General features: G+C 72.6%; 19 protein-coding genes. 10 read left to right on the forward strand and 9 right to left on the reverse strand.

From position 1 onward, the window contains the following. Positions 1-17: 17 nt before the first annotated feature. Positions 18-1,040 (reverse strand): cupin-like domain-containing protein, encoded by a 1,023-nt coding sequence (locus VGN74_RS06990; RefSeq protein ID WP_327446628.1) that lies wholly within the window; start codon positions 1,038-1,040, stop codon positions 18-20. A gap of 54 nt (positions 1,041-1,094) precedes the next feature. Here VGN74_RS06990 and VGN74_RS06995 point away from each other — a divergent pair, with 54 nt between their 5' ends. Next, positions 1,095-1,799, forward strand: coding sequence for an NUDIX hydrolase (locus tag VGN74_RS06995; protein ID WP_327446629.1), 705 nt, complete (start codon positions 1,095-1,097; stop codon positions 1,797-1,799). Here the strand turns inward: VGN74_RS06995 and VGN74_RS07000 are convergent, their stop codons facing one another. Next, positions 1,800-2,375 (reverse strand): hypothetical protein, encoded by a 576-nt coding sequence (locus tag VGN74_RS07000; protein WP_327446630.1) that lies wholly within the window; start codon positions 2,373-2,375, stop codon positions 1,800-1,802. It lies immediately after the preceding gene. A 129-nt stretch (positions 2,376-2,504) separates the two neighbouring features. On the opposite strand from VGN74_RS07000, the gene rpmG reads away from it, so the two are divergent. Next, positions 2,505-2,672, forward strand: a complete 168-nt coding sequence (gene rpmG, locus VGN74_RS07005; RefSeq protein WP_003164451.1) for a 50S ribosomal protein L33 — start codon at positions 2,505-2,507, stop codon at positions 2,670-2,672. Positions 2,673-2,763: 91 nt separating this feature from the next. Here rpmG and VGN74_RS07010 read toward each other — a convergent pair whose 3' ends face one another. Next, positions 2,764-4,125, reverse strand: coding sequence for a PleD family two-component system response regulator (locus tag VGN74_RS07010; protein ID WP_327446631.1), 1,362 nt, complete (start codon positions 4,123-4,125; stop codon positions 2,764-2,766). A 3-nt stretch (positions 4,126-4,128) separates the two neighbouring features. Continuing rightward, a complete protein-coding gene (locus tag VGN74_RS07015; protein WP_327446632.1) occupies positions 4,129-4,497 on the reverse strand; it encodes a response regulator in 369 nt (122 codons plus the stop codon). A gap of 131 nt (positions 4,498-4,628) precedes the next feature. Here VGN74_RS07015 and VGN74_RS07020 point away from each other — a divergent pair, with 131 nt between their 5' ends. Beyond that, entirely contained in the window at positions 4,629-5,885 is a 1,257-nt protein-coding gene (locus tag VGN74_RS07020; protein WP_327446633.1) for a DNA polymerase IV, read from the forward strand. Here VGN74_RS07020 and rsmD read toward each other — a convergent pair. After that, complete coding sequence (gene rsmD / locus VGN74_RS07025) at positions 5,882-6,448, reverse strand: 16S rRNA (guanine(966)-N(2))-methyltransferase RsmD (protein WP_327446634.1); 567 nt, start codon at positions 6,446-6,448, stop codon at positions 5,882-5,884. The two genes, VGN74_RS07020 and rsmD, sit on opposite strands and share 4 nt — an antisense overlap. Before the next feature lie 44 nt (positions 6,449-6,492). On the opposite strand from rsmD, the gene VGN74_RS07030 reads away from it, so the two are divergent. After that, on the forward strand, positions 6,493-7,371 hold the full coding sequence (locus VGN74_RS07030) for a type II CAAX endopeptidase family protein (RefSeq protein ID WP_327446635.1): 879 nt from the start codon (positions 6,493-6,495) through the stop codon (positions 7,369-7,371). Positions 7,372-7,374: 3 nt separating this feature from the next. On the opposite strand, the gene VGN74_RS07035 is transcribed toward VGN74_RS07030, so the two are convergent. Further along, entirely contained in the window at positions 7,375-9,165 is a 1,791-nt protein-coding gene (locus tag VGN74_RS07035; RefSeq protein WP_327446636.1) for a pseudouridine synthase, read from the reverse strand. Between VGN74_RS07035 and tadA the strand changes: the two genes are divergently transcribed. Together tadA and VGN74_RS07045 are read left to right on the forward strand one after the other, a co-directional pair. After that, on the forward strand, positions 9,154-9,654 hold the full coding sequence (gene tadA / locus VGN74_RS07040) for a tRNA adenosine(34) deaminase TadA (RefSeq protein WP_327446637.1): 501 nt from the start codon (positions 9,154-9,156) through the stop codon (positions 9,652-9,654). The genes VGN74_RS07035 and tadA overlap by 12 nt on opposite strands. Then, positions 9,651-10,070, forward strand: a complete 420-nt coding sequence (locus VGN74_RS07045; RefSeq protein ID WP_327446638.1) for an MliC family protein — start codon at positions 9,651-9,653, stop codon at positions 10,068-10,070. Before tadA ends, VGN74_RS07045 begins: the two co-directional genes overlap by 4 nt. Positions 10,071-10,077: 7 nt before the next feature. Here the strand turns inward: VGN74_RS07045 and aroB are convergent, their stop codons facing one another. Next, complete coding sequence (aroB, locus tag VGN74_RS07050) at positions 10,078-11,190, reverse strand: 3-dehydroquinate synthase (RefSeq protein WP_327446639.1); 1,113 nt, start codon at positions 11,188-11,190, stop codon at positions 10,078-10,080. Then, on the reverse strand, positions 11,187-11,759 hold the full coding sequence (locus VGN74_RS07055) for a shikimate kinase (RefSeq protein WP_327446640.1): 573 nt from the start codon (positions 11,757-11,759) through the stop codon (positions 11,187-11,189). Before VGN74_RS07055 ends, aroB begins: the two co-directional genes overlap by 4 nt. Before the next feature lie 30 nt (positions 11,760-11,789). Here VGN74_RS07055 and VGN74_RS07060 point away from each other — a divergent pair, with 30 nt between their 5' ends. From VGN74_RS07060 to VGN74_RS07075, 4 genes are all read left to right on the forward strand, one after another. Continuing rightward, the gene (locus tag VGN74_RS07060) at positions 11,790-12,692 is read left to right on the forward strand and encodes a tyrosine recombinase (RefSeq protein WP_327446641.1); all 903 of its coding nucleotides are present in this window, start codon (positions 11,790-11,792) and stop codon (positions 12,690-12,692) included. Positions 12,693-12,786: 94 nt separating this feature from the next. After that, positions 12,787-13,734 (forward strand): acetyl-CoA carboxylase carboxyltransferase subunit alpha, encoded by a 948-nt coding sequence (locus VGN74_RS07065; protein ID WP_327446642.1) that lies wholly within the window; start codon positions 12,787-12,789, stop codon positions 13,732-13,734. A 93-nt stretch (positions 13,735-13,827) separates the two neighbouring features. After that, positions 13,828-14,394: a response regulator gene (locus VGN74_RS07070; protein ID WP_327446692.1), complete on the forward strand. Its 567-nt coding sequence runs from the start codon at positions 13,828-13,830 to the stop codon at positions 14,392-14,394. After that, the gene (locus tag VGN74_RS07075) at positions 14,391-14,846 is read left to right on the forward strand and encodes a chemotaxis protein CheE (RefSeq protein WP_327446643.1); all 456 of its coding nucleotides are present in this window, start codon (positions 14,391-14,393) and stop codon (positions 14,844-14,846) included. The genes VGN74_RS07070 and VGN74_RS07075 overlap by 4 nt, the downstream gene beginning before the upstream one ends. Here VGN74_RS07075 and VGN74_RS07080 read toward each other — a convergent pair. Next, positions 14,843-16,717 carry an ABC transporter ATP-binding protein/permease gene (locus VGN74_RS07080; RefSeq protein WP_327446693.1) on the reverse strand — a complete coding sequence of 625 codons (1,875 nt, stop codon included), beginning with the start codon at positions 16,715-16,717 and terminating at the stop codon, positions 14,843-14,845. The two genes, VGN74_RS07075 and VGN74_RS07080, sit on opposite strands and share 4 nt — an antisense overlap. Positions 16,718-16,734: the final 17 nt, after the last annotated feature.

The raw sequence follows: 16,734 nt of genomic DNA on the forward strand, positions 1-16,734 counted from the left end.
ACGGCCTCTACGTCCGCCTAGCGGGTGAGCGGCCGCGCCAGCATCGCCTTCAGGCGGGCGAGAACCTCCGGCGTCATCGGCCCGAACAGGCCGCGGGCGTCCTCCGGGATGTGCGCCATCGGCTCGCCGCCGGTCTGGAAGATGTAGTGGTCGAAGAAGACCCGCCAGGCCTCGCGCTCCCGCGACGGCAGGTCGCGCAGCGTCAGCAGGGCGTGGAACAGGGTGAACATGGGCGTCGTCAGCCAGTCCGGCCCGTCGCGCCACCAGAAGTTCACCATCGCCCCCACGGGATCCAGCGACCGCACATTGTGGAACCACAGGCTGGGCACATAGATGGCGTCGCCGGGGTTCAGCTCCGCCACCTCGGCCTCGGCCCAGGCCTCGGCGAAGCGGGGGAAGCGCTCGAGGTCGGGCGCATCGACATCGACCAGGCTGATCGGCTGCCCGGCGAGGGTGAAGTCCAGCGGGCCGACATAGAGGTTGGCCACCTGTGTCGTGGGGAACAGCACGAAGCGCCGCCGCCCGGCGATGACGCAGGCGAGGTTCTGCGGCAGGTCCCAGTGCGTCGCCGTGGTCGAGCGGTTGCCAACCCACAGCGAGGTCAGGCGCTCCCGCGCCGGATCGAGCAGCGGCAGGGGATTGGCCTCGGCCAGCCCTGGCAGGCAAAGCGGGGCCGGAACGCCGCCGGCGTAGACGGACGCCGGACGCGGCTGATCGGCGAGCGCGAGGATCTCGTCCAGCAGCGCGGTCAGCCCCATCTGGCCGGGCGCGTGGTTGCGTCCCTTGAGGTCCGGCGAATAGCTGTAGCGGCCCTCGACCTCCGGGGCCGCGCGGAACACCTGCACCGGCCGCCCGGCGTCGAGGCCCGCCAGATAGTCGCGCAGGCCGGAGGGCGTGCGCCCGGCCGCCACCGCTGGCCAGTCGGCCGCCAGCCCCTCCAGCACCACCGGCCGGCCCGCGGGCGCGATCTCGGCCTCGAAACGGGCGCGGTCGACGCCACGCAGGCGCGGCAGGGGGCGGGCAGACGGCAACGGGCTCATGGTCGCGGACTCAGGGGTGGACCGGCGGCGGCGTCAAGGACTAGGTGGACCGTGATGCGCGCCCCCACGCCCTTCGACGCCCGGCAGGATCTGGCCGACGCCCCGGCCACGGGCCAGCGGCTGCGCCCGAAGGACGCCGCCACGCTGATCCTCGTGCGGCAGGCGCGCGGCGCCCCCGAAGTGCTGATGGGCCGCCGCGCCCCGGGCCATGTGTTCATGGCCTCCAAGTGGGTGTTCCCGGGCGGCCGGATCGAACGGGCCGACTTCGGCGCGGCGTCGGCCACCGATCTGCCGGCAGAGGTCGCTGCCCGACTGGAGCGCGAGGCGCCGCCGCGACGGGCCCGCGCGCTCGCCCTGGCGGCGATCCGTGAGACCTTCGAGGAGACCGGGCTGATCCTGGGCCGATCGGCGCCGCCGGCCTCGGTCGCCGGTCCATGGCGGGCCTTCCGCCAGTCTGGCGCCCTGCCCGACCTCGCCGCCCTCACCTATGTGGCGCGCGCCATCACCCCGCCCGGCCGGACGCGCCGCTTCGACGCGCGGTTCTTCATGGCGGACGGCAAGGCGCTTCTGGCTCACGGCGCCGCCTCGGGCGAGCTGGACGAGGTCGCCTGGTTGCCCCTGCCCGAGGCCCGCGCCCTCGACCTGCCGGCGATCACCCGCTTCGTGCTGGGCGAGGTGGCCGAGCGGCTGGAAGGGGGACCTCGCCCCCTGCCCTTCGTGCGCTGGCGGCACGGCCGCCACGCCGTCGACTACGACTGATCAGTCCGCCAGCGGCCGCGTCAGGTCGAACTCGACCCGCAGGAAGCGCCCCGACGGCCGGCGCAGCTCGTAGGCGAAGATGTCGCCCGGGCGCACATCCACGGACCAGACGTTGGTGGTCGAGGCCTCGGCCCCGCCGTCGCGGAACATGGCGATCGATTCGGCGTCGACGGGGAAGCTCTGGCGCTCGGCCGTGCCCGGGGCGACCGTGTCGCCGCCATACATGTGCCAGCCGTGGATCTCGCCTTGCGGATCACGGTGGTCGTGCTTCAGCCGCAGTCCCGTTTCCGTGCGCGTGATGACCCACCGCCGCGAGCGATCCTCGCCCACGGCGAAGGGAATGCCGACCTCGTCAGCCGCGCAGTCGCGCACATGCATGACGAGGCGGCTGTTGCGGAAGTCGTCGTCCGCCGGATCGGTGGTCACGACCCGCCCCTCGAAGCGCTGGCCGCACAGGGCGTTCAGGCGGGCGAGGAAGACATCCTGGGGCGTGTCAGCGACAGGCGTGCTGGCGCAGGCCGGCAGGCCGAGCGCGAGGACGAGGGCGAGGGCAGCCGGGGCGAAGGATCGGGACATGGGCGACATCCTGACCCCGAAACGGGACCGGAGCCACCCCCTGCAGCGGGCCGTTGACTTCGCGGCCGGCCTGAGTATGTTCCGCGCCTCCCATTTCCGCGGCTTCAGGCCGTCGCAGAGGTATGTCCGATGGCCAAACCGGCTTCCATCAAGATCCGTCTGAATTCGACCGCCGACACCGGCTTCTTCTACGTCACCAAGAAGAACGCCCGCACCATGACCGAGAAAATGGTCGTGAAGAAGTACGACCCGGTCGTGCGCAAGCACGTCGAGTTCAAGGAAGGCAAGATCAAGTAAGCGGATGTCGCGCCGCCCGCGGCGCGCCTGCTGATCTGCAGCTCACGCCCGGCCTTGGCCGGGCGTTTTGCGTTGCGGACTACCCTGCCGGTCAGGCGGCGCGGGCGATGACCCGGTTGCGGCCGCTGGACTTGGCCTCATAGACCCCGTCATCGGCGCGCTTGAGCAGGCTTTCGGGAGTCTCCTCGTTGCCGCGCGTGGCGGCCACGCCGATCGAGACGGTCACCGGCAGGCTTTCCTGGCCGCCGAGGATGCGGAACGGGGCGACCTCGACATTGATGCGGATGCGTTCGGCGATGCGCTGGGCATCCTCGAGCCGCGTCCCCGGCATCACCACCACGAACTCCTCGCCGCCCATGCGGCACGGCAGGTCCACGGCCCGGACATTGGTGGCCAGACGCACGCCGAACTCGCGCAGCACCTCGTCGCCGGCGTCGTGGCCGAACAGGTCGTTGACGCCCTTGAAGTGATCGATGTCCAGCAGCAGGACGGCCACGGGCTCGCCGCCATGGTTGGCCCGCCCGATCAGGGCCTGCAGCTGGTTCGCCATGTAGCGGCGGTTATGCAGCCCTGTGAGGGCGTCAGTGACCGCCATCTCGAGGCTGAAATCCAGCTTCTCGCGGAGGAAGTCGGCATAGCGCTTGCGCTTCACCTGGGTGCGGACCCGGGCGGACAGCTCCTCCGGGTCGACCGGGCGCGGCAGCAGGTCGTTGACGCCGATCTCCAGCGCCCGAACCATGCGACCCCGGTCTCCCGGATTGACGATGGCGAGGATCGGCAGGTTGCGCGACCCCTCCTGGGAGCGGACCTGGGCGGCGAGGCGCAGGCCATCGAAGGAGTCCGCCGCGGCGTTGATGATCAGCAGATCGACGCGGCCCCGACTGGCCGCGAGCGCGGCGGCGGGGTCGCCCTCGTGGCTGACCCGGTGCTCGTCGGCGAGGCCGGCCATGAGCCGCCCGGCGCGCGCGGCGTCGTCATCGACCACGATGATCCGGCCGCCGGAGGCGCGCAGCCGCCCCACCCCCTCGATCAGACCGAGGCGGCGTCCGCTCTCCTCGCGCTCCCGCAGCTCGTCGGTGACCAGCTTGAGCCGGGCCAGCGAGCGCACCCGCGCCATCAGGATGACGTCGTCGATGGGCTTGGTGATGAAGTCGTCCGCCCCGGCGTCCAGCCCGCGAATGCGTTCCTCGCGCCCGTCGAGCGCCGTCACCATGATGATGGGGATGTGGCGGGTGTCGGCGTTGGCCTTGAGCCGCCGGCACACCTCGTACCCGTCCATGCCCGGCATCATGACGTCGAGCAGGATGATGTCCGGCGCGTCCCGGGCCGCGACCTCAAGCGCCGTGGGCCCGTCGGGGGCGGTCAGGACGTCATAGTACTCGAACGTCAGCTTCGCCTCGAGCAGGCGGATGTTCGCCGGCACGTCATCGACCACAAGGATACGCGCGGTCATGACCTACCCCAGATGCCTGCGGACCGTGTCGAGGAAGGCGCTGATGGAGATCGGCTTGGAGATGTAGGCCTCGCAGCCGCCCTGACGGATCCGCTCCTCGTCGCCCTTCATGGCGAAGGCCGTGACGGCGACGACCGGGATGTGGGCCAGCTCCTCGTCTTCCTTGAGCCAGCGGGTGACCTCAAGGCCGGAGATCTCGGGCAGCTGGATGTCCATGAGGATCAGGTCGGGCCGGTGCTGGCGCGCCAGGGCAAGCGCCTGCAACCCTTCGCGGGTCTGCAGGGTCTCGTACCCCTGGGAATCGAGCAGATCATGAAAAAGCTTCATGTTCAGCTCGTTATCCTCGACGATGAGGACCTTCTTCGACATCATCACCCGGACGTTGCCGCGACGCCGGCCTGTCGACCGACCCCGCGGGCCCCCATCTGTTTTCGCAGGGCACAGTGCCCCGACATTCTTTAAGTTGACGTGAAGTCGGACCCGGCGCGCTGGAAAGCCCTCCCATGAAGGCCCTTTGTCGCGAATGTCTGTGGCAGGCGGAGCAGGCGCCCGAGCCGCGCCGCTGCCCGGCCTGCGGCTCGCCCCGGCTGCTGGGCCACGACGAGCTCGGCACACTCGGCATCGCCCACATGGACTGCGACGCCTTCTACGCCTCGGTGGAGAAGCGCGACCGGCCGGAACTGCGGGACAAACCGGTGATCGTCGGCGGCGGCCGCCGCGGCGTCGTCACCACCGCCTGCTACATCGCCCGCCTGTACGGCGTCGGCTCGGCCCAGCCGATGTTCAAGGCGCTGAAGGCCTGTCCCGACGCGGTGGTGCTCAAGCCGGACTTTGCGAAGTACACCGCCGAGAGCCGCCGCATCCTCGGGGCGCTGGGCGAATTGACGCCGCTGGTGCAGCCCCTGTCGCTGGACGAGGCCTGGGCCGACCTGTCCGGCACCGAGCGGCTCAACGGCGGGCCGCCGGCGCTGCAGCTGGTTCGGCTGCAGCAGCGCATCGAGCGCGAGATCGGCCTGACTGTCTCGATCGGCCTCGCCCCCAACCGCTTCCTCGCCAAGGTGGCCTCGGAGCTGGACAAGCCGCGCGGCTTTTCGGTGATCGGGGCGGCTGAGGCTGAAGGCTTCCTCGCCCCGCGGCCCGTCTCGATCCTGCCCGGTGTCGGGCCGGTCTTCGCCCGCGCCCTGCGCAGCGACGGCTTCGATACCGTGGGTCAGCTGGCCGCGGCCGAGCCGCGGGATCTGGCGAAGCGCTATGGCGAATGGGGTCTGCGCCTGTCGGAGCTGGCCCACGGCCGCGACGCCCGGGCGGTCAATCCCGAGCAGGACCGGCGCGGCATGAGCGCCGAGACCACCTTCAACGCCGACCTCGCCGACCGCGAGGCGCTCGAGGCCGAGCTCTGGCCCCTGTGCGAGAAGCTGGCGGCCAAGGCGCGGCGCTCGGGACTGGCGTCGCGGACGGTGCAGCTCAAGCTCAGACGCACCGACTTCCGCATCGTCACCCGCCGCCGCACCCTGCCGGAACCGGTGCAGACGGCGCGCGGCCTGTTCGCCGCCGCGCGTGAACTGCTGGGGCCGGAGCTGGGCCGGCCCTATCGCCTGATCGGCGTCGGCATGGCCGACCTGATCGACGCCGAAGACGCGCCGTCGGGGCTGTTCGACACCGCGGAGGCGCGGGCGCTCAAGGCCGAAACCGCCATCGACGCCCTGCGCGCCCGCTTCGGCGCCTCGGCCGTGGTCGCCGGGCGGGCGCTGAAGAGCTAGGGCGTGACCTTAAGGAACAGCACCCGCGCCGCGCCATAGTCGCGGGCGTCGAGGCGGTCGTAGCCCGGCGTGTCGATCTCGGGCTCGTCCGAGCCGCGCTCGAACACCACCAGCGCGCCCGGGGCCAGCCAGCCGCCTTCCAGCAGCCGGGCGAGGGTCTGCTCGCCCAGCCCCTGCCGGTAGGGCGGGTCGAGGAAGGCGAGGGTGAAGGCCTCGCCGGCCGAGCCGGGGCGCGGCCCCAGGTCGGTGGCGCTGCGCCGGTGCACGCGGCAGCGGCCGAACAGGCCGTAGGCGTCCATGTTCTCGCGGATGGCCCCGCGCGCCCCGTCGTCGGTCTCGACAAACAGGCAGAAGGCTGCGCCGCGGCTCAGCGCCTCGAAGCCCAGGGCCCCGGACCCGGCGTAGAGGTCGATCACCCGCGCCTCCTGCAGACCTTCGGCCCAGGGCGCATGTTCCAGCACGTTGAAGATGGCCTGCCGGGCCCGGTCGCTGGTCGGCCGGGTCCCCTGCCCCTCCGGCGTGGCGATGGCCCGGCCCTTCAGGCTTCCGCTGACGATTCGCATCGTGATCCTTGCTCTTGGCGCGCCCGACCCGGCAAGGTCCGGTGATGACCCATCAGGCCTTCCCGTTCCTGTCGCCGCTGCGCGATTCCGACCGCAATCTAGCGCGCGCCGCCGGCTGCGGGGGTATCTTCCTGCTCGTGGCGGTCGTGGCCTTCATCGGGCTGACCGTCGCCGGTCTTGTCCTCGGCGTGTCGCCGGAGTCGCTGGAGGCCATCCAGACGCTGGACTCGCCCGTCGCCCTGCTGGTCGTCGGCGGCATGCTGGCGGGCCTCGGGGCCATGGTGCTGGTGTCGGCCCGCCTCGCCTTCCGCCGGCCGTTCGCCAGCTTCCTGTGGCCGCAGGGGTTCCGCGGCCTGCACCTGCTGGCCGGGATCGCTGTGGCGATTCCGGTGGTCGTGGCGGCGGTCGGCGTCGCGGCCCTGATCGCGCTCGTCACCGGTCAGGATACCGGCTTCGGCGCGGACGCCGGCCCCATTCCGCTGCTGCAGGGCGACCTGGCCTATCTCGGCGCGGCCGTGGCGGGAATGGCGCTGGTGGCGCTGGGCGAGGAGGCGATCTTCCGCGGCGTGCTGCTGCAGCTGCTGGCCGCCTGGTTCCGGCGCGCCCTGCCGGCGCTGGTGCTGGCCGCGATCCTGTTCTCGGCCGTCCACGGCGACCCGGACCCCGTCGCCTTCGCCATGCGGGTGATCATGGGCCTGACCTGGGGCTGGGCCACGCTGCGGCTCGGCGGCATCGAGTTCGCCACCGGCCTGCACTTCGGCAACAATCTGCTGCTGATCCTGATGATCCCCGCCGGCGAGGCGCTGCAGACCGGCCGTGAGCTGCCGGTCAGCGCCCTCGCGGCCCAGCTGGCTTCGGCCGCCGTGGCGATCACCGCCGTCGAGCTGATGGTGCGCCGGCGACACCGCAACGCCGCCGGCTGAGCCTTACCGGTCCGGGCGCGGCGGCCGCGGGCCGCGCGGCCCGCCAGGCCCCCGGGGTCCGCCCTTGCCCGGCCCGGAACGCGGCCCCGAGGACGGCCCGGAGCGCGGCCCCGAGCGCGGACCACCCGGCCCACCCGGCCCACCCGGCCCACGGCCCTCGCCGCGCGGCCGGTCGCTCTGGAAGCGATCCCCGGCCGGACGGTCGCGCTGCGGCCGCTCCGGACGATCGCCGTAGGGCCGGTCGCCCTGCGGGCGGGGACCGCGCGGCCGATCCCCCTGCGGACGGTTACCCTGAGGCCGGGTGCCCTGCGGACGGTCTCCCTGCGGACGGGGCGCGCGCGCCGGACGCGCGCCGTCGGCGCCTTCGGCCCGGGGCGTGAAGGCCCGCCGCGGCCGCTCGTCGCCGCTGGGACGCTCGCCGCGGTCGAACCCGCCCTCGCGGGGCTTGAAGGTGCGGGCCGGGCGTTCGCCCTCCGCCCGTTCAGGGCGAGGCCGCGCCGGACGTCCCGGCCGCTCGGGCCGCGGTGCGGCCTTGGCCCAGCCGGGCTTCTTCTGCGGGCGTTCAGCGCGCTCGGCCCCGTCCGCCGCCGCCGCAGCCGCCGCACGCACGCGGCTGGGCTTGCGCGACGGATCCGACAGAGCCGACCCGGAACGGCCCTTGACGATGGGCGTGGAGAGGCGGCGGCCGGGGATCGGCGCCGGGGTCTCGACCGTATCGCCGGTCGGCAGGTTCTCCGGGCGGATATGCTCGGCGAGCAGCTCGCGGATCACCCGGGGCCCGACCTCCTCGACCGCCCCGACCGGCAGGGTGCCCAGCTGGAACGGCCCGTAGGCCAGGCGGATCAGCCGGTTGACCCGGAGCCCCACCGACTCCAGCACCTTGCGCACCTCGCGGTTCTTGCCCTCGGCGATGGAGACGCTGACCCACAGGTTGGCGGCCGCCTTCTCGTCTTCCCCCGACGGCGTCTTCACCTTGTCGAGCGTCGCCTCCATCGGGCCGTAGCGGACGCCGTCGACGAAGGCGCCCTCCTTCAGCCGGTCCAGCTGCTCCTGGGTGATCTTGCCCCGGGCGCGGGCGCGGTACTGGCGCACCCAGCCGGTGGTCGGCATCTCCAGCGCCCGGCTCAGCTCGCCGTCGTTGGTCAGCAGCAGCAGGCCCTCGGAGTTGATGTCGAGGCGGCCCACCGAAATGGTGCGCGGCAGGGTGCTGGGCAGGGCGTCGAACACCGTCGGGCGGCCCTGCGGATCATTGTGGGTGGTCAGCAGGCCGACCGGCTTGTGATAGCGCCAGACGCGCGTCGACTGGGCCTGACCGATCAGCTTGCCGTCGACGGTGATCTTGTCCTCGCGCGTCACCAGCGTCGCCGGGGTGTCGAGGATGCGGCCGTTCAGCGCCACCTTGCCGAGACCGATCAGCCGCTCGACCTCGCGCCGCGAGGCGTAGCCGGCGCGGGCCATGACCTTGGCGATGCGCTCCTGGCGCAGCGGGGCGGCGTCGCCCTTGGCGGCCGGCTTGGCCGGCCCCTTGCCGGGCACCCCGGCCTTGCCCCACGGATCATCCGACTTGCCGCCGGCCTTGCGCGAGCCGCCCTTGCCCGGCCCCTTGGCGAAGCCGGCCCTGGCCGCGCCGTCCTTGTCGAAGCCCTCCTTGCGAGGACCGCGCGGGCGGTCGTCGCCGGGGCCGCCGGAGCGAGGACCGGAACGGGGCGGACGGGGACCGTCGGCGCGGGAATCGGGACGACCGCCTTGACGCGGGCGGGGGTTCTTGTCGTTGTCGGAGGGATGACGGACCATGATCAGCGGTTCATGCGCATGGCGCTCGACCTCGCGCAAGCGGCGGCCGACGCCGGCGAGGCGCCGATCGGGGCGGTGATCGTCGATCCGGCGACCGGCGAGGTGGTCGCCACCGGGGCCAACGCCCCCATCGCCGGCCACGATCCAACGGCTCATGCCGAGGTGGTCGCCCTGCGCCGCGCCGGGGCGGCGACCGGCAACTACCGGCTCACCGGCCTGACCCTCTATGTCACGCTTGAGCCCTGCGCCATGTGCGCCGGGGCCATCAGCCACGCCCGCATCGGCCGCCTCGTCTATGGCGCAGACGACCCCAAGGGCGGGGCGGTGGCGCATGGTCCGAAGCTGTTCGAGCAACCGACCTGCCACTGGCGGCCCCAGGTGGAGGGCGGCCTGCTGGCGACGGAGTCCGCCGCCCTGCTGCGCGGCTTCTTCCGGGCGCGGCGGGAACAGGCCGGCAGGGGACGCGTTGCGGCGGGGGAGACCGCATGACCCGATCTTACCTCGCCCTCGCGTCCGTCCTGCTCCTGCTGCCCCTCGGCCTCGCGGGCTGTGGCCCCGACGCCGGCGCCGCCCCGACAAGCGCCGAGGCGGTGCAGCGGCGCGCCGAGCAGCACCAGGCGCCGCGACGCCCGACCGGGGCGGAAATCCAGGATCGCGCGGTGAACCGCGTCATCCAGGCGGTCTATCTCTGCGACAATGGCGAGCGCCTCTCCGTCGATTTCGACAACCGGCGCGGCATGGCCACCGTCCGCAACTCGCTCGGCGAGGCGGTCGACCTGCGTCAGGAGCGCGCCGCCAGCGGCATCTGGTATCTCGCCTCCGGCCACGAGCTGCGCGGTCAGGGCACCGAAGCGACCTGGACCGCCGACGGCCTGCCGCCGACCGCCTGCCGCGCGGTCGACTGACCCCGGGTCAGGCCGGGCGCGCCCCTTCGCTGACGAGGAAGGCGGCCACCGCATCCCGGTCCACGTCTTTCTGGACAAAGGCGTCGCCGATGGCGCGGGCGAGGATCAGGGTCAGGCGACCGCCTTCCGCCTTCTTGTCGCCGGCCATGCGGGCGATCAGCCGCCCGGCGTCGAAGGGCGCATAGCTGTCCAGCCGGGTCGGCAGGCCGGCGCCGGCGAAGGCGCGTTCCGCCGCCCCTGCATGGTCAGCCGGGCACAGGCCCTGCGCTACCGAGAAGCGGAAGGCCAGGGCGCAGCCCAGCGCCACCGCCTCGCCGTGGGTCATCACCGTCTCGTCGAAGCCGAGCTCGGCCTCCAGCGCGTGGCCGAAGGTGTGGCCGAGGTTGAGCAGGGCGCGCGCCCCGGCCTCCTTCTCGTCCTCCGACACAATAGCCGCCTTGATCTCGACCGAGCGGACGACCGCCGGCTCCAGCGCCGCAACATCGCCCTGAGCTCCGGCCGCCCCCTCCCCCGCCAGCCAGCCGAAATAGGCCGCGTCGCGGATCAGGCCGTGTTTCAACACCTCGGCCCAGCCCGAGCGCAGCTGTCGCGCCGGCAGGGTGGCGAGGGCGTCGATGTCCGCCAGCACCCGACGCGGCTGGTGGAAGGCGCCGATCATGTTCTTGCCGGCGGCGGTGTCGATAGCGGTCTTGCCGCCGACCGAGGAGTCGACCTGGGCCAGCAGGCTGGTCGGCAACTGCACGAAGTCGACGCCGCGCATGTAGAGGGCCGCCGCCAGACCGGCGAGGTCGCCGACCACGCCGCCGCCGAGGGCGAGAATCACATCCTTGCGGTCCAGCCCCTGCGCCAGCAGGGCGTCACAGAGCGTCTCCAGCCCGCGCCAGGACTTGGACGCCTCGCCGGGGGGCACCGGGATGATGGACACGGCGACGCCCGCCGCCGTCAGCGCCGCCGCCACCGTGCGCGCATGGCTCGCGACCACATTGCCGTCAGCGACGATCACCGTGCGGCCGCGCACCAGGTCTGACAGCTGCCCGCCCGCGTCGGCCAGGAGCCCGCGCCCCACCCGCACCTCGTAGGGACGAAAGCCCGTCCCGGCCACCTGCACCACCTGCGTCACCAGCTCTTCTCCGGATGGGCCTGACGATGGGCCTCGAGCGCCTTGAGGACACGGCCAACGGCCTGGCCGTGCGGCCCGGCCCCGACATCGACCACGACATCGGCCTCGGCGTAGATCGGATAGCGCGCCTCGGCCAGCGCCGTCAGGGTCGCCAGCGGGTCCTTGCCCCTGAGCAGCGGCCGCGTGTCGCGCCGCGCCACCCGTTCGACGATGACCGGTAGCTCGGCCCGCAGCCAGACGCTGACCGCGTGGCTCTTCATCAGCTTGCGCGTGTCGGCGTTGAGCACCGCCCCGCCGCCCGTCGCCAGAACCACCGGCGGGCCGGTCAGCAGCCGCCGCATGACCCGGGCCTCGCCGGCGCGGAACTCCGTCTCGCCCAGATCGGCGAAGATTTCCGAGACCGAGCGGCCGGCGGCGCGCTCGATTTCCTCATCGCCATCCACGAAGGGTCGACCGATCCGCGCCGCCAGACGACGGCCCACGGTCGATTTGCCCACGCCCATCAGCCCGATCAGGGCTATGGTGCGGGGACCGGCTTGGGGCGGGGCGGCGGGAACGGCGTCAGACATCGGGCCGGGTGATCCTACACAAGCGGGACCATGAGCGAACCCCGGATTGAAGCCTTCCTCGAGATGATGGCGGTGGAGCGCGACGCCTCGCCCCATACGCTCGCGGCCTACGGGCGCGATCTGGCCGACGCAGCGTCAGGTCTGGCGGCGGCGGGCGGCCTCATGGCGGCCGATCGCGAGGCGGTCGAGGCCTGGTTCGCCGACCTGTCGCGGCGCGGGCTGTCGGCGGCGACGGCCGCCCGGCGGCGCAGCGCCCTGCGCCAGTTCTACCGCTTCGCCCTCGCCGAGGGCTGGCGGACGGATGATCCCTCGCGCCGGCTCGACGCTCCGCAGCGCGGCCGCCCCCTGCCGAAGGTGCTGGACCGCGATGAGGTCGAGCGCCTGATCGCCGCCGCCGCCGCGCGCGACGGCGCCGCCGGGCTCCGCCTCATCGCCCTCGTGGAGCTCACCTACGCCGCGGGGCTGCGGGTGTCGGAGCTGCTGGCCCTGCCGGTGGCGGCGGCGCGACGCGACCCCGCGTATCTCGTGGTGCGCGGCAAGGGCGGCAAGGAAAGGCTGACCCCGCTGAACGGCCCGGCCCGCGCCGCCCTCGCCGCCTGGCTGGCCGCCCGCGATGCGGCGCGTTCGAAGGACGCGCCGGACAGTCCCTGGCTGTTTCCCTCCCGCGGCCGGACAGGCCGGCTGACCCCGCGCCGCTTCGCCCAGCTGCTCGATCAGGCTGCGGTCGACGCCGGAATCGATCCGGCCCGGGTCAGCCCGCACGTCCTGCGCCATGCCTTCGCCACCCATCTGCTGGAGGGCGGGGCCGACCTGCGCGTGGTGCAGACCCTGCTGGGCCACGCCGACATCGCCACGACCCAGATATACACGCACGTCACCTCGGACCGGCTGGTCGAGATGGTGCGCAGCAAGCACCCACTGGGCCGTCGCTGAGCCTCGCCACCGCGGGCGCTTGCCGCGCGGCACGCGCCCCATTAGGTTCCGCCGCCTTGTTCCGGGCCCCTGCCCGCCGCTTCCGGACGCCTTGATGGCCACCCATTACCTCGACTTCGAAAAGCCGATCGCCGAGCTTGAAGCCAAGATCGAGGAGCTGAGCCTGCTGTCCTCGACCGCCGGCTCGTTCGAGTCGGAAATCGAGGGCCTGCGCAAGAAGGCCGAGCAGCTGCGGCGCAAGACCTACGCCGACCTCGACCCGTGGAAGAAGACCCAGGTCGCCCGGCACCCGCAGCGGCCGCACCTCGTCGACTATCTCGAGGGCCTGTTCACCGACTGGACCGAGCTGCGCGGCGACCGACAGTTCGGCGACGATCAGGCCATCCTCGGCGGTCTCGCACGCTTCCGCGGCCAGGCCTGCGTGGTCATGGGCCACGAGAAGGGCCACGACACCGCCACCCGCCTGACGCACAACTTTGGCATGGCCCGGCCGGAAGGCTACCGCAAGGCGGTGCGCCTGATGGACATGGCCGAGCGCTTCGGCCTGCCGGTCCTCACCTTCGTCGACACCGCCGGCGCCTACCCGGGCCTCGGGGCCGAGGAGCGCGGCCAGGCCGAGGCCATCGCCCGCTCCACCGAACGCGGCCTGACGCTGGAAGTGCCGGTGATCGCCACCATCACCGGCGAAGGCGGCTCCGGCGGGGCCATCGCCCTGGCCGCCGCCAACCGGGTCCTGATGCTGGAGCACTCGATCTACTCAGTGATCTCGCCCGAGGGCGCCGCCTCGATCCTGTGGCGCGACGGAGCCCGGGCCCAGGACGCCGCCGCGGCCATGAAGATCACCGGGCCCGATCTGATGGGCCTGAAGATCGTCGACCGTATCATCGAGGAACCGATCGGCGGGGCCCATGCGGACCGCGAGGCCGCCATCCGCGCTGTGGGCGACGTCCTCGAGGACGAACTCCGGACCCTCTCGGCCCTGTCGCCCGAGGCCCTGCGCCGTCAACGTGCGGATCGCTTCTACGCCATCGGTCGCGCCTGACGCGAACAACTCCGGCCAGAACGCCGCACTTTCTGGGTGCAACCGCTTAGCTTACGCTCGCGCTGGTCGAGTGATTCTAGCGGGGTGGCGGGCATGGTGGTGCATGGGCGTACGGGCCGCGCGGACAACGTCGCCGTCAATCTGACGGAGGCGGTCACCATGGTGATCGAGGACTCGCCTTTCGTCCTCGAACTGACCTCAAGCGTGCTGGCCGGCTTCGGAATCCGGCGGCGACGGGCTTGCCAGAAGCCGGATGAGGCGATGGCCGCGCTCAGCGCCCAGCCCGTGGACCTTGTGCTGGTCAACGCCGATCTGCCGGGCACGTCAGGCTACGAGCTGGTTCGCTGGATCCGGCGCTCCGCCCATGAGGCCAACCAGTTCGTTCCCGTGATCATGACCGCCACGCACGTGGTGCCCTCAACCCTCGCGCGCGCCCGTGACAGCGGCGCGAGCCTGATCCTCGTCAAGCCGTTCAGTCCGATGAAGTTGCTGGAGCGGATCGTCTGGGCGGCGCGTGACACCCGCCCTTTCCTGGAAGCCGGTCCTTACCGGGGACCAGACCGTCGCATCCGCAAGCTGAACTACGGCGGTCCCGAGCGCCGGGTCGCCGCTGCACCCGTCATCGCCCGCCCCGGCGACCCTCTCGGGGCGCTCACGTGAGCGCCGTCATGTATCCCGGCCGGGTCTCGCGCCTCGGCCAGCTGATCGATCTCCCGGGCGGCATGACGATCGCCGACGCCCTGAAACAGGCCGAGACCAACCTCGCGCCCCTGCGGGCGCCGGCCCTTGAACGGATCGAGACCTGCGTCGCCGAACTGGAAGCGCTTGATGCGGCGACAGGCGAGCTCGACAGGGTCTACGCCCTCGCCTCGGCCATCATCGACTGCGCCAGCCTGTTCGACCTGGGGGAGGTGTGCGCCGTCGCGGCGGGGCTGTGCGACCTCGTCGAGGACGCTTCCTCCGAACGGCCGTTCGACTGGCGCATGCCTGCCCTGCACGCCCGCACCCTGAAGCTGCTGCTCAGCCTGCCCAGCTACGCCGCCGAGGAGCGCCTGAGGCTGCGGGACGAGATCGCGGCCGTTGTGGCCCGCAAGCGGGCCGCACGGCCCTAGCCCTCCGTCGTCGCCTCGGGCCGCCGCGCGCCGCGGGTCTGCTTGCGCCAGAGGGCCGCGTACTCGCCGCCCACGCGCGCCACCAGCTGATGGTGCGCGCCCTGCTCCACCACCCGCCCGGCCTTGAGCACGAGGATCTGGTCCGCGTCGGCCACGGTCGAAAGCCGGTGGGCCACGACCAGCGTCGTCCGTCCGGCGCGGGCGCGCCGCAACGTCTTCTGGATCGCCTGCTCGGTGCGGCTGTCCAGCGCGCTCGTCGCCTCGTCGAGGATCAGCAGGGACGGGTCCGCCAGCAGCGCCCGGGCGATGCCGACCCGCTGGCGCTCGCCGCCGGACAGCTTGAGGCCGCGCTCGCCGACCATGGTCGCCATGCCCTGGGGCAGGCCGCGGATGAACTCGCCCAGCTCGGCCGCCTCGGCCGCCGCCAGAATGTCCGCCTCGCTCGCCTCGGGCCGGGCGAAGGCGATGTTGGCCTGCAGGGTGTCGTTGAACAGCGCCACGTCCTGCGGCACCAGCGCCACCGCCGACCGCAGCGAGGCCTGCTGCACCTCGCGGGCGTCAAGCCCGTCGATCAGCACCCGTCCGGCCTGGGGGTCGATGAGGCGCAGCGCCAGCTTCACGATGGTCGACTTGCCGGCTCCCGAGGGCCCCACCAGGGCCACGGTGGTTCCCGGCTCGGCGACGAAGCTGACGTCCTCGAGCCCGTTGGCGCGGGCGTCGTGCCGGTAGCCGACCCCCTCGAAGACGATGCGCGCGCCCCGGGCGTCCATGCGCCGCGGCAGCGCCACCGCCGCCGGCGCGTCGGCGACCAGCGGCTGCTGGCGCGTGACCTTCAGCATTTCCTCCATGTCGATGAAGGACTGGCGCACCTCGCGATAGGCGAAGCCGAGGATGTTCAGCGGCTGGTAGAGCGAGATCATGATCAGCACCGCGGCGGTGACGTCGCCGGGCCCCATGCGCCCCGCCGCCGCCTCCATCCCGGCCATGACCGCCATGACCCCGAGGCCGAGGTTCATGATCCCCGACTGGATGACATTGAGCAGCGCCAGCGAGCTGTTGGCCTTCAGCGAAGCCCGGGTGTAGGTCGCCAGCGCCGCGTCATAGCTGGCCGCGGCCCGCCCCTCGGCCCCGAACGCCTTGACCGTCTCGTAGTTGAGGAAGGCGTCGACCGCCTGCCCGGCCGCCGCGCTGTCGGCCTGGTTCATGATCCGGCGGTGCTCCAGCCGCCAGTTCGACAGGGCGAAGGTGGACACGGCGTAGACCGCCACCACCACCACCGCGACGGCCCCGAAACGCCAGTCATAGCGCCCGGCCAGCACTCCGGCGGCGAGGACCAGCTCGAGACCGGTAGGCACGAGGTTGAAGGCCAGCACCCGCAGCAGGAAGTCGACGGCGCGCGACCCGCGCTCGACGGTTCGCGACAGGGAGCCGGAGCGTTTCGTCTGATGGAAATCGAGCGACAGGCTGAGGGCGTGGGCGAAGGCTTCTGCCGCGGTCCGGCGCTGGGCGGCGGCGCGCACCGGCGCGAACACCACGTCCGACAGCTGCGGCGCTGCACCGCTGAGGAAACGGATCAGGGCGTATCCGACGGCGAAGGCCGTGAAGCCGAGGCTGAGCGCCACCGCCGGCCCCTGCCCGGCCGCCAGCGCATTGACCGCCGCCCCGAGCGCCAGCGGCGCCAGAACCCCGAGGGCGCGCCCGCCGAGGGTCAGCAGCACCGCGGCAGCCAGCCTGAGCCTGAGTTGCGGCGCCCCCGAGCGCGCCACCAGCCGCACCAGATCGGTCAGCGCGGCCCAGGTGTTCACCTCGGGAGTCCCCGCGTCCGCCGTCACGCCGCTGTCCCGGCGTCTGGCGCCCCGCTCCCCTCGCATCGTCATCGTCCCGATAT

Origin of the sequence: Brevundimonas sp. (assembly GCF_035998205.1) — a bacterium.
GTDB lineage: Bacteria > Pseudomonadota > Alphaproteobacteria > Caulobacterales > Caulobacteraceae > Brevundimonas.